Origin of the sequence: Flagellimonas eckloniae (genome assembly GCF_001413955.1) — a bacterium.
GTDB lineage: Bacteria > Bacteroidota > Bacteroidia > Flavobacteriales > Flavobacteriaceae > Flagellimonas > Flagellimonas eckloniae.
In genome coordinates, this window is the sequence record NZ_LCTZ01000002.1 from 1,216,009 (window position 1) to 1,228,915 (window position 12,907).

The following is a 12,907-nucleotide window of genomic DNA, read 5'->3' on the forward strand; positions in this document are numbered from 1 at the left end:
ATCAATTCATAAAATCGGTTGCTGAATTCTTTTTATGGACAAAGAGTGTTTTGGGAACTTCATCAAATTTAGTGAGCTCAAGAGCATCTATTAGGCCATTGCCCACCTCTTCCCCTTTGTAAAACACCTTGCCAATGGTCAAATCAGTGTAAAGGGTATCCCTGTCACGTAAAATATAGCCTTTATAAAACCGGTACGCTTTACCATCTACCTCATTACTAAAAGACAGTGCTTGCGCTTTGGAGGAAAACTCAACTTGGGCATATGAATTAAAATCGACCCATAGTGCCTGTTGTAAAAGGTTATCAGTGGTTTTTTCTTCGTAATTGTCTTGAATACCCAACATTTGTCTTTGTACCAATCCCAAAACAGAAAAAGCCAGTCCCACTACAATAATGGTCAGTAATAACACAACCAACATTTCACTTAAGGTGAACGCCGCTATTTTTTTAGAGGTTCTTGGCATAGTGGATTTTTTGTTTTATTGAGCGGGAACTTGAAGCCACTTTTTCAACAGCTTCAATCTGCACCATATTTTGAGTAATACTGATCGTGATATCCCATGTCTTCCACTCCTCATAGTACGGAAGGTTTATCTTTTGATTGACATATTGATATTCCAATTGATTCAAATGTGATTTTATCGGTTGCAAATTACCCTTTACTTGAGCTGAAAAAAGAGAATTCAAAATAAGGCTGGAAAGCATAAAAATGACCACAATAAGTACTGTGGCAACCATAGTTTCCATTAAGGTAGAAGCTTTCAGCTTTTTTAGTACAACCATTTTGCTACTCTTTTTTCTTTATTGAACAACAAACCTGCATACTCCATTGACAATAGGCTTGCGTTTATGGTGCCATTGAACAAATGGTTTTGGTATACACTTCCATTCTCTAGGGCTATAAAGGCATCCGTAGTCACATTTCCGATTACGTCTCCCTTGAGTTCCAGGTTCTTCTCACAGTATATTTCCCCAAAGACTGAAGCATTTTCCGCAATCGCTATCTGTGGAAAAAAAATGCTCTCTTCCGAGGTTTCAAAATAGGCTACAATCCCCTTGATCATCGCTCCTTTTTCAATACTAATGTTTGCCTCTCTTTGCTCTTTTGGATTTGTTGCATTCCCTCTTTCCACCACTAAAGCAGATGGATAGTCCAACACCACACCTTTTCCAACTTTAATTTTATCTAAAGTAATTGCCTGAAGGGTACCCTTAAACTTATTCTCTAAAGTAATTTCCGGTGCCACTAGGACAATGTCTTTGATATAGCAATCTGCACTGACTATAATTTGCTGTGTTGCTCTTACAATAATATTTCCACGTAGGTCAACACCAGATAGTCTAAGCACGTCCCCGTAAATGTATTGCGTAGGGGATTCAAATGAATTTGAAAGCCTTAAGTTCCTGGAAAGTCGTACTGCATTTTTTCCAAATCTTCCTGTTTCTTCAACCAATAGCCTTTTTAGATGATTTTTAAGTTCAGGATTTAGTGCTGGTAAGGTGGTTGAACTGTTTTTTAGGTTTCCATAGACGGGAGAGGTAAATTGATGAAATCGGCCACCAATGGTTCCCGGTCGTATACCTTGTTTTGGTAAGTAAGCATTTCCTGTTATCTTGGATTTTCCCGCAATGATCATAGGCCTATTCTTGTCTTTGAGGTACAAAGCCGGAAAATCATTCTCTACTCCCCCACCTACCAATGCGGTTTTCAGAAATCGGGTTTTTCCAAATTGGGATACTGTAGCATACTTTTCAAAAATGCCCCAATATGATTTTATAGAGGTTACCTGAATGTCATCATCCAGTTGAAAATTCAGTTGTACCGAATCATTGATAGGCATTTCTTGTTGTATGGCATATTGAAGCCCTAAATCTGCTTTTTTGATTACCTCAACGGTTTTGGATGTTTTTTTATCAAAAAGAGAATGGGTCTTGTGTAACACTACAAAGGTCAACAAAAGCACTGCGATTACGGTACCTATAAAAAGTACAAATTGTAATGCACCGGCCTTTATCTTTTTAATTTTCGGCATTTTGCAATGGTATTGTTTTTACAATTCCCTTGTAACGCACTCTAATGCCTTCAGATGTTCCACTTATCAAGCTGACTCCTTTGTTCTCATTCCTCTTTTGCATTAAATATTGGGTGCCATCTATAGTTACAAAATAGATGTGGTCCTTGTTTTGTTGCCCGCTTATCAGGCCTGTGTAGTTAATGCTGGGAAATTGAACGACTGGCTGCTTGACCTTCTTTGTTCTTTTTTTATTGGATGTGGGCATAGTTCCCAAGAAGGGATCCCTATAATCCGCAACAATACTAAAAGTGTCTCTTTGAACGACCTTTTTGGGTTTAAAGTTTATATTTTCTGCAAATACAGGTGCCTGTGGTTCTGGGGAAAGCGTACGAAAAACTTTAATTCCAATAACACCCCATATTATTAATACGAGCCCAATCAATATATATGTCTTTACATTTTTGCTCAATTGTTTATGGTAAAATTAAAGGTGGTACTGACATCACTTTCGTTGCCAGCGGCATCATAAGCGCGAACGACCCAGTAGAACGTGCCAGAGGCCACATTTGTCGTATACGCTTTATTGGCGCCCAAGGCCTTGGTCGTTAAACTTTGTAAGCTCTCATCAGAAAAGATAAAAATACTGTCCCGTTCCGCTGTTCCCGGAACATCTTCCCTTGTCCATGAAAAATTTACTGAAGCCTCCGTCTGCGAAGCCCCATTTGCAGGAGTTACCAATTGGGGTGTATTGGGCGGGGTTATATCCAGATTCTCATCTCCGTCCACCAAAAAATTACTCAAGGTATATCCGGTTTCATAATCGCTGTTAAAAGCCTTGACCCGCCAAGCGTAGGAACCATTCAATAGACTTTGGTCCAAACGCGTATTTACGATTCCCAGGGAATCTTCAGTGATAATACTATCCATTACAATCTGAACCGTGTTTTCAAAATCCGGGCTTGCAATTTGAACCCTGTAGGTTGTGGCATCAGCTATGGTCTGCCAATTAAAACCCACAGCATTGATGTTCAACACACTGCCTTCCGCTGGAGCCAAGATGGGAACGGTTTGGTTAGAGATATCAGGAACTTCCAAAATATCCTCGCAACTCCATATCATAGTCATAGCAATGATTGAGATTAACAATAATTTTTTCTTCATTCCACTAGAATTTGAGGTAGGATCTATTGTCATTTACCTTGGATGCTTTTAAGTAGGTACCCTTAGGGCATTTTTGACCTTCAGAAATCAAGTTTTCTATAATCATATTGTGGTACTGATCTTCTCCCCAGCAAAAATTCGCGTATTGATAATCAAAGACATGGAGTTCGGAGAAAAAGTAGTGCTTTTCAAATTCACCATTAATTACCACTAAAATAATATTGTCGTATGCATCTTTTTGCAATTGGATGGCCTCTGCCTGTAAAAATCCCGGCATTTCAACTTCTGGAACAGTGATGTTCAGTCCGGTTACCATTTTGTACCCATCATCATTGGAAATATAGGATCTTAGGTCATCATGCTGTTCGTTGTTCAATAACTGGGTAAGACCCAGCATATCCAACAATTGTAACCGTAGGTATTTTGGTTTGTAGGGCAGCGAATCGTTATAGGATATGCTGTTGATTTTCCCCGCTTGCTCCATATATTTGGCATAGGAATAATAGCTTGTTTTATTAAATGGAAGCTGTTTTACATCAACTTTGAGCACGGACCATTTGGGAATCCCAATCTGTTCTGCTGCAGTGTACCATATATCTCCCTTGGTTTTGACCAAGGTACCCAACTCTGGAAAACTCAGTAACGATTCTTGCTTTTCGGCCTTATAAGCACCACAGCCCAGCAAAAAAAGTACGCCATAGGTGGTCAATACCCATGTACTAAAATACCTCATCTTATATTTTTATTTCTTAGTTCAAGGTAAAGAAAATATAGGTTTTTATCAGCGTAAATTCCTATAATATTTGTAAATTTTTGATGAAATAATAGTTCTATTCATACTATTGGGATTTTTGGGATTTCTCAATCGGGCAAAGCCCTCATTCCGAAATGACACTCCTTACTTTTTTTGTCATTCCGAATCGTATGGAATGCGTGTGAGGAATCTCACTGCTATGTGGCAGATTTCTTAGTAGTTGCTCTTCTTTGAAAAAGATAAATTGGTTGCGATGTCATTTCGACCGCAGGGAGAAATCCTAACATGGGTTTTCCAGATTTCTCAATCGATGCTTTGCATCTCATTTCGAAATGACGGGATTGGTCTTTGTCATTTCTAGCTAAGTGAGAAATCTAAACTGCTCTCTCCTTCATTTAAAAACCAAAAGCCACAACAGCATTGCTATGGCTTAATCATTATACTATTCTTTTTATGTTGCCGCCACTAGTCGCATTTTACTTAGTATTATTTACAATTTTATTGTATTGTTTACCATATTGGTAAGTTTATATAGCTCCTTTTTGGGCTATCGTGGATACCACACCAACAAACATAAAAAGGGTAAATAGTAGTTCTCTTTTCTTCATCTTTAATTTTATAAACGATAGCCCAAACCAACCTTAAACAGGTTCACTTGCCTATTAAAATCAATATCCTCCAAACTCCCAAAAGCTGAAATTTTGATATAGTCATATTGAGCCACAACAAAAAGCCCTTTTACAATGTCTATGGAAACCGCCGCATTTATATTTGGACCATTGGTATTGTCCTTTACCTTTTCAGTACGTCCAGGCTCCAGAGCATTCTCGGTACTGAAGGTGGCAAAGCTGTACCCTCCACCAACCTGCACCCTCAATCTGCCCACATGCAATTCCCCAAAAAGCCGGGGCTGAACAAAACGGGCATTGATATCTGGTTGTGTGGTAAAGTTTTCATTTTCAAATGCATAAAAGCTAGCATTGGCAGAAACCCCAAAATTTAAAAACTCACTGTTTGCAAACCGGTATTGCGCCCCTACATCTATGTTACCCGTATAGTTTTCCTTAAAATAAGTATCGCCAAACGGCAAAGGATAGGACAACGCCGCTGAAAACTTCCCTTTTTGGGCCATGACGGACATACTTATCATAAAAACGAATGCTATTAGTTTAATTTTCATGGTTTTAGGTTTTTTCCGTTAAAGTTTTTTCTCTTTTATAAATTGAAATACATTTCTAGTGGCCTTACCGCCACTAGTCATAGACTAGCGGGAGCGGGGGGCTACGCTCAGTCGAAATGAAAAATTGGGCTCGATGTCATTTCGACCAGAGGGAGAAATCCCATGGTTTTTCTAGATTTCTCAGTCGTTACTCTCCTTCGAAATGACAGGGTACACAGCCAAACTTTTAAAATACTTTACGCTCCTATCCTATTCAGGCTTGCTTACTCTTCCCGCAACTAGGTACAATCTAGCGGGAGCGGGGGTCAATCAAAAAATTCTACGGTATTTTTATATTGTTCATACTTACCAAGGTCTATTCTACTATACTCGGGGTTTTTAATGGAATAATAAACTTCAAATTCTTCCCCTACGCATCCCTTTTTTCCATTATCACAACTGAAAGGACTAATGCCTACTTGACCGGCATATAGTTCTCCATTGACATAATATTCGTACCTAACTCCAAAGCTAGCTCTACCATGTTTTAAAAATTTTGTTATTCTTCCAGTGATTTGACCCTCATTTAGTTTTATATCTTTTTGCTTATAATATTGAAAAACAATACCTCCCAAAATAACTACAACTATAATGGCTAAAAATATCCTACCCCTATACTCTTCATCCTTTAATTTGTCAATTCCCGATAATTTCATTTCCTAATAATTTAGTTCCTGTCTGCCCTGCTAAAATAAAGCTATTTCTCATTACCTGTATAGATCCATTATTTCCTAGTAAACTAGAAGTACCTTGCAAATTACTATGAATACTGCTATTAGCTCTACCCACAGTGAAATTCACGGCCGCTGCTTCATATGTAAAAATATCAAAGCCTTCATTAATGGAATACTCATATGCGCTTCCAATAAACTCAGAACCTAAATTTGATGCGGGGACGGACGCGGCAATTCCAATCAAATTCACCTCATACGGATTAAAATTATTCGCTAAAAGCTCAGTACCTGTTTCAAACAAAACTCTTTGACCAAAACCTTTTGTAGAAAAAGAAAACAGCCCCCTTTTTGCTAATGCGGAAAGCCCTCCTCTTGTTATCAAACTAGCACTAAGGGTACCACTTGTCGTTGCCAAACCTAACCCTCCAGTTCCAACAGTAAGCGCAACTCCATTCGCCTTTTGAAGAAATTCTTCTCTTCTTTTCAAATCGGATGTCAAAGCATTCAATACATCTTGCTGTTTATTTAATTGGTCAAGATAACTGTAATCAGGACCTTCCTTGGAATCGATTCCTTGTAAAAAATTGGATAAATCATTGAAAAGGCTATTAAAAAAAGGTAGGAGTCCTGGGGGGTCATTGTCTTTACAATTACAATCTTGTCCACCATCAGGGTCGATTCGACTTATAGGGTTATTCCCCATCCCCAAATACGGGTTATTGTACTGCCCAAACGGATCAGTTGTGAGCCACCTACCGATTCTAGAGTCCCAGAGCCTTAACTGAAAAGCTTCTTTCCCCGTCTCTGGGTCCTTTTCCTGCCCTTGGAAGGCATATCTATAACCCTCTGCACCCAAAAGTGAGCGTCCTGGCATTGGCATGCCAAAGGGATAGTAGTCCGTAAAGCCCTCTTCCTGCGCTGTTGTGCCGTTTTTGGTAAACACCGCCCGTACATTGCCCAGGTGGTCTGTGAGTTCGTAAACGTATAATCTGTTCTCGACTGCGCTCGAACTGACATACGAGACACCTATACGACCACCACCATAAATGGGCTGTTCCGCCAAGGCCATACTACCACCGGTATTGTTATAAATGGCCAGTACCTGCCCGGCCACATCACGTACATAATAGGTGCTGTACTGCAAGGCCCCATTGGTATAGGTTTCCTTTTTTATCCTATGGTTTCTATCGTTGTAAAAGAACTTCACCGCTGGCTGGCCTCCTTGTTGTACCTCGGTCACCAAGCCACTGGCATTGTAAAGATAATCAATATCTTCGGTATTGTTGCGCACCAATTGCCCAATGGCATTGTACACGTAGTTGTCCCCATCTTGATCATCAATATCATCCGCATCTGGGGCATCACCCACGGCATCGTCTACCCGCAATAGTTGGTTGGGGCCATCCTGTGGGTTACTTTTGTAGGTATAATCCAAATCGTCCATGGCATTGGTGCCTGTTTGTGAGCCTTTATTACGGGACAGGCTTTGTATGTTACCATTGGCATCGTAGGTAATATTGCTTACATCATAGTCATTCGCCCCATAGACTATAGTGGTGCTGCCGGTGTCTATAAACACACTTACCTCACTACCATTTTGTGCTTCAAAACCCGGTAAAAGCGTTACGGACTGGCCCGCCTTAAGCTCCAGAACCTCCCCGCTTGCAACCACATCGGTACTGGTCACGTTGGCCTGGGGACTGCCCGTTGCCGTTCCAGAGGCCTCAAAATCTGCCCCGGTCATCCAGTAGTTCTTATCATAGGTATAGCTATAGCGATGTTCGCCTCCTATTATGGGTTGATAGGCATTGTTCCAGCGCGTGCTCTTTATATTGCCATTAAACTGATCCGTACCTCCGGCATTGGTGGTCACCGGGGTTGGGGTATTGGTCCGTTTGTAATCGTTGTTGTGGTAATCCAGGGCCATTCCAAAAAGGTCGTTGGTATCGCCCCCTGGGTCGTTGGTGGGGTCTAGCGTAGGGTGGTTAATGGCCTTTAGCTGGCCCGCCAAGTTATAGACATAATCTATTCCCTGTACCCCTTCTGCCAGTTCTGTACGCCTTAGACTGCCATCCTCATGATAAAAATAACGCGCGTGTTCTTCGTATGTGCTATTATCTGGTGAAGTTTCCACCAAAGTTAATTGGTAGGCAGCATCATAGGTGTATCGATGTACAAACTGATCGGTTTGATCCTTTTGATAGAGGACTTTGGTAACAAGACCGGAAACGGGGTCGTATTCATAGTCTATGGTCTTTGCACCCAGACCTGTAATATTTTGGGCCACCCATTGTACCCGGCCATAAATGTCGTAGCTATAATAGGTGCTACTGTTATCGTTTGATGTTTTGGCCACATTGCCCGATAAAAAAGCGGGGGAATGATACGCGACCGGTAGGCCCAAAATACCTGAAAGTTCAGAGGTATCGACAAAATCATATTGTGTTTGGATCACCCCACGTTGAGAATACGGATCGGTACTTGATGCATCTGCATCTACATAGTACAAAGAGGCAGAAATTTCCCCTGATTCCACAGGTCTTGCCTGCGCATCATAGTCAGTATAGGAAATCCATCCGTTGGCAAGGGGGCTGTAGGGGTCATTACCAAACTCCAGTTGCTTGCTGTTTTGCGAAAAACGTATCTGACCATCTTCCCTATACTCAAACCAAGCGGTACCTTCATCTGGGCTAGTGGTCTTGATCAACTGTCCCAATGTGTTGTACTCGTAGGTGGTCACTGGTTTTTCCGCTTTGGTATTGCCAAGGGGCTGGTACGAAGCCACCAATCTATTGGCTGTATCATATTCGTTAAGGCTATAGTCATAATAATTCACTTGATGGCTTACCGTATAGGGAGTTGCAGGTTCTTTTACCGTAAAGGCCACTCTATAAAAACCTGCTGGTAATGTGCTTGTTCCAAAGACCTGTTCTTCTGAGGTGAGGTCATAGATTTGATAGGATTGACCATCCAGTGGTCCACCGCCACCCAAGGTAATTCCGGTACACCCTTGGGGAATATGAATATCCACATAGCCTTGGGAGCCAACCTCTAAAGTAACCCCATATTGTAACTGAGCAGGGTTTTCCTCATTGCCACTGCGTGCGGCGGCCAACACCCTACCATCCGTATCCCTAAAGACCACGGTTTCTATCCCATGGACATCTCGGTTTACGGTCTTGATAATTCGCCTGCTCGAATAGGCAATATCGTTAAAGGCCGAGCTATGGGCGAGTTCGCCCCCGGAAGACATCGTAAAAGCATAGGTCTTTGCCCATTCTTCGGTTCCGGTTTGATCAATTTTATTGCCCCCAAAGGCCGTTAGTACTCCACCTGGATTTAAGGTGCTGTATACCGTACGCGAAAAAGGATAGTCGGTTTGATCTTGGTACGGATTATCTGTATTGTCCTCGCTGTAATACCAGCCCAAAGTGTTCTCTAAATTGGCCACCGTTGATGGATTCAAAGGGTCTTGATAATCGGTAAGGGTGTAGGGCACATTGACCGCCTGCATCACAAAATCTTCCTTAAAATTGAACTGGCTTCCAGAGGTAATTGGAGACGAAAGGGTCTGCAGGGCGGACCGATCAAAGGCATCGCGCAACACTGCGGAAGCCCAGGTCTCATCTGTTCTTATGTTCCAGCTTTGGGTCTGCTCCAACAGCCCAAGACCATCATAGAATTGTTTGCCCGCCGCTATCTGGTTTCCTGTAAGGTCGTAGGAACGGCTAGTCACCGTATTATGGGTGTCCTCCAATAGAGTAGATACAGTAACTTCTATGGGCCTTCGAGTAAGGGTAAGTCCTGTGACAATATCGCTTGTTACCTCGCAATGGTATATACCCGCGTCGGCCAAGGTAGCATTTTGAATGAGGTAGGTAGCACTGTCCGGTGCCCCGGCAATTGGGGTGCCATCTTTAAACCATTGGTAGTGATTTGCCGAACCGGTAACATCTGTAGTCAGCACCAAACTTTCCTCTACGCAGACGACATGGGTTTCTTCCTCATTGACTTCGGCTTGGGGGGAATAAGAATAGGAACCTATCGTGCCTAAATAAGATATATGTTGATTTTCAAAATCCCCAAAAACCAATGAATTATTGCAAATTCCCAATGTTAACCTTACAATTCCAATGAAATTTGGCAAGGGTCCAGATAGCTGATTATTGGACAAGTCTAGAATGTCCAGATTACTTAGTTGATTTAGGGTAGAGGGGATTTGGCCTTGTAGATTATTATTATCTAATCCTAGTTCTATTAAATTGGAAAGATTACCTAATTCTGCTGGAATATTTCCAGAGAATTGATTATCATTTAGTTTCATGCGCTCCAAATTATTTAATTGACCCAGTTCAATCGGAATAGTCCCTGTTAGCTGATTGTTATAAAGATGTAATTGGGTCAAATTACCAAGTTGGCCAAGTTCGGCAGGAATAGCACCTGTTAGCTGATTGTTATAAAGATATAATTGGGTCAAATTACCAAGTTGGCCAAGTTCAGCAGGAATATTCCCAGATAAGTTATTATTATCTATACTAAGACCGGTTAGACTTGATAAATTTCCTAATGTACTTGGAATATTTCCAGTTAAGTTGTTATCGTTCAAAATGAGCAAGGAAAGACTTGGAAAATTACCAAGTGTAGATGGGATTGAACCTGTTAAAATGTTTTCATTTAATGCGAGTGTTTTAAGGTTTATCAAGTTACCTATAGAGCTCGGAATGTTGCTTGACAAATTGTTTCTTGAAAGTATAAGAAATTCCAAAGATGTTAAATTTCCAAGAGATGCCGGAATACTACCGGCAATCTGGTTATTACGAAGATCGAGGCCTCTCAGATTTGTTAATTGACCCAGTTCAGTTGTCAGGGTTCCGGATAAATTATTGTCCAATAGATATAATCGGATCACTTCCCCATTTTCGACCGTTACCCCATACCAATCACAAGGTTCGTCGTTAACAATATCCCAGGTATTGGTCCAATTGGCCCCGTTGGTGCTATTGTAAAGGTCCAAAAGTGCTTGTTTTTCAGCAGCGGATACCCCACAAGTGGGGGCGGTTACGCTTAGGGTAATATTATTTCTGGTTAATTGTAAACCACTTGCACTAGTGACCACACTGTTAAGTGCTCTAAAATAATAAACCCCAGCATCAGTTGCGGTTGCATTGGAGATAACATAATCTTTACTAGTGGCTCCTGCAATGGCCACCCCATCCTTATACCATTGGTAACTATTGTTAACGCTGGTAAGATCATTGGAGGTTAAGGTAATGGAGCCATTTTCAACTACAGTCATTGTTTCTTCTTCATCAACCTTTGCTTGTGGGCCGTATATAAAAGTTGGAATAGAAATTAATGTGTTAAATGAGTCTTCTAAATTGCTAAATATAAATTCATTGTCTTGAATGTTAACCGTTATAATTCCAGGGGTGTTTACTAAATTCATGGCAAAATTACCTGTTAACTTATTCTCGTCCAAGTAAAGGCTTACAAGGCTTGAAAGATTGGTGAGTTCCACAGGTACTTCCCCGCTAAGTGAATTTCGGGTTAAAGTAAGGCTTGCCAAGTTTGCCAGATTTCCAAGTTCTTTAGGGATGGGACCAATAAGATTATTAGCGCTAAAAGTGAGAAAGGTTAAATTAGAAAGATTCCCAACTTCCTCAGGGATTTCTCCACTAAGGTTATTGCTAGACATCAGTAGGTGGGTTAAGTTTGTAAGGTTTCCAATTGTGGCTCCAATAATACCATCTAGCTGATTGTTATTTAAACTTAACATAGTTACATTCCCATTTTCGACCGTCACCCCATACCAATCACAGGGCTCGTCGTTAACAATGTCCCAGGTATTGGTCCAGTTGGCCCCGTTGGTACTGTTGTAAAGATCCAAAAGTGCCTGTTTTTCCGCTGCGGAGACCCCACAAGTGGGAGCGGTTACGCTTAGGGTAATATCGTTTCGGGTCAGGGTGAGCCCCGTGACCACGGAGTTGGTGGCCTCAAAATGATACACCCCAGCATCCGTTGCTGTTGCATTAGAAATCACATAGTCCTTACTGGTTGCACCGGAAATGGCTACTCCGTCCTTATACCATTGGTAGCTATTGTTGGTACTGGTAAGGGCTGTGCTGGTCAGTGTAATGCTGCCATTTTCTGCTACCGAAAGCGTTTCTTCTTGGTCTACCTTGGCTTGGGGTGAATAGTTGTAAATAGATAAATTGGAAAAATAGGTTGGATGTTCGGCTTCAAAATTGGAAAAGAGAAAGGCATTGATGTCTATTTCTAATCTATTTAGGGAACTGCCTGTGAAATTAGGAACATTGCCACTAAGCAAGTTATTTCCCAATATCAGAAACGTTAAATTATTCAATTGGGAAAGCCCTGAAGGAATGGTTCCTGAAAGTTGGTTTCCTGATAATCGAAGTAAAAAAAGATTTGATAGTTGGGATAGTTCTGTTGGGATGGTTCCGGTAAGTTGGTTGTTGGCCAAATCCAAATTTGCAAGGTTGGATAATTGGCCCAAAGCGGTAGGGATTCCACCGGAAAACATATTGTCATATAGATAAAGGTTTACCAATCCAGTCAGTAATGACAGGTTTGAGGGGATTGCCCCTGTGAAACTATTGTCCCATAATGATAACAAGTCCAAATTGGTGAGTTGTCCAATTTCCGTGGGTAAACTACCGGATAATTGATTGCGGCTGAAGGTCAATTTTTCCAGATTTGTGAGCAAACCAATTGAGGTTGGGATTGTCCCTGACAATTGATTATCATCAAAATCTATTCTGGTCAGCCCACTAAGGTCATCAATACTTTGTGGGATTGTCCCGGATAAAAGGTTGGAACTTAAATCCAGTTCAGTAACAACATCATTGACCACGGTCACCCCATACCAAGTACTTACTACTGAAGAGGTGTTCCAATTGGTATTATTGGCCCAGCTAGCACCATTGGTGCTGTTATAAAGGTCTATAAGTGCCTGGCGTTCCGCTGATGACACATCTTGGGCATGGGTCACATTGAGGACCATATGAGCTGCAAGGCCTATGAGTAGAAATTTTAATTTTCCCATTGGATTAGTTTTTTGG

At 41.3% G+C, this 12,907-nt stretch carries 9 protein-coding genes; all 9 read right to left on the bottom strand.

What is annotated here, in order from left to right; all coding sequences use genetic code 11:
• Window position 1: 1 nt before the first annotated feature.
• The 9 genes from AAY42_RS05290 to AAY42_RS18245 all read right to left on the bottom strand — a co-directional run bounded on the left by AAY42_RS05290 (window position 2) and on the right by AAY42_RS18245 (window position 12,891).
• Window positions 2-466, bottom strand: a complete 465-nt coding sequence (locus AAY42_RS05290; protein WP_055393082.1) for a PulJ/GspJ family protein — start codon at window positions 464-466, stop codon at window positions 2-4.
• Window positions 450-785: a hypothetical protein gene (locus AAY42_RS05295; RefSeq protein ID WP_175288731.1), complete on the bottom strand. Its 336-nt coding sequence runs from the start codon at window positions 783-785 to the stop codon at window positions 450-452. Before AAY42_RS05295 ends, AAY42_RS05290 begins: the two co-directional genes overlap by 17 nt.
• On the bottom strand, window positions 773-2,035 hold the full coding sequence (locus AAY42_RS05300; protein ID WP_055393083.1) for a hypothetical protein: 1,263 nt from the start codon (window positions 2,033-2,035) through the stop codon (window positions 773-775). The genes AAY42_RS05295 and AAY42_RS05300 overlap by 13 nt, the downstream gene beginning before the upstream one ends.
• A complete protein-coding gene (locus AAY42_RS05305; RefSeq protein ID WP_055393084.1) occupies window positions 2,022-2,486 on the bottom strand; it encodes a KH domain-containing protein in 465 nt (154 codons plus the stop codon). The genes AAY42_RS05300 and AAY42_RS05305 overlap by 14 nt, the downstream gene beginning before the upstream one ends.
• Entirely contained in the window at window positions 2,483-3,178 is a 696-nt protein-coding gene (locus AAY42_RS05310) for a hypothetical protein (RefSeq protein ID WP_139063653.1), read from the bottom strand. The genes AAY42_RS05305 and AAY42_RS05310 overlap by 4 nt, the downstream gene beginning before the upstream one ends.
• Before the next feature lie 4 nt (window positions 3,179-3,182).
• Window positions 3,183-3,911, bottom strand: coding sequence for a hypothetical protein (locus AAY42_RS05315; RefSeq protein ID WP_055393088.1), 729 nt, complete (start codon window positions 3,909-3,911; stop codon window positions 3,183-3,185).
• Window positions 3,912-4,548: 637 nt separating this feature from the next.
• Window positions 4,549-5,112, bottom strand: coding sequence for an outer membrane protein (locus tag AAY42_RS05320; protein ID WP_082433330.1), 564 nt, complete (start codon window positions 5,110-5,112; stop codon window positions 4,549-4,551).
• Window positions 5,113-5,417: 305 nt separating this feature from the next.
• Window positions 5,418-5,807: a hypothetical protein gene (locus tag AAY42_RS05325; RefSeq protein ID WP_055393091.1), complete on the bottom strand. Its 390-nt coding sequence runs from the start codon at window positions 5,805-5,807 to the stop codon at window positions 5,418-5,420.
• Window positions 5,788-12,891: a leucine-rich repeat domain-containing protein gene (locus tag AAY42_RS18245; RefSeq protein ID WP_175288732.1), complete on the bottom strand. Its 7,104-nt coding sequence runs from the start codon at window positions 12,889-12,891 to the stop codon at window positions 5,788-5,790. Before AAY42_RS18245 ends, AAY42_RS05325 begins: the two co-directional genes overlap by 20 nt.
• Window positions 12,892-12,907 lie beyond the last annotated feature (16 nt).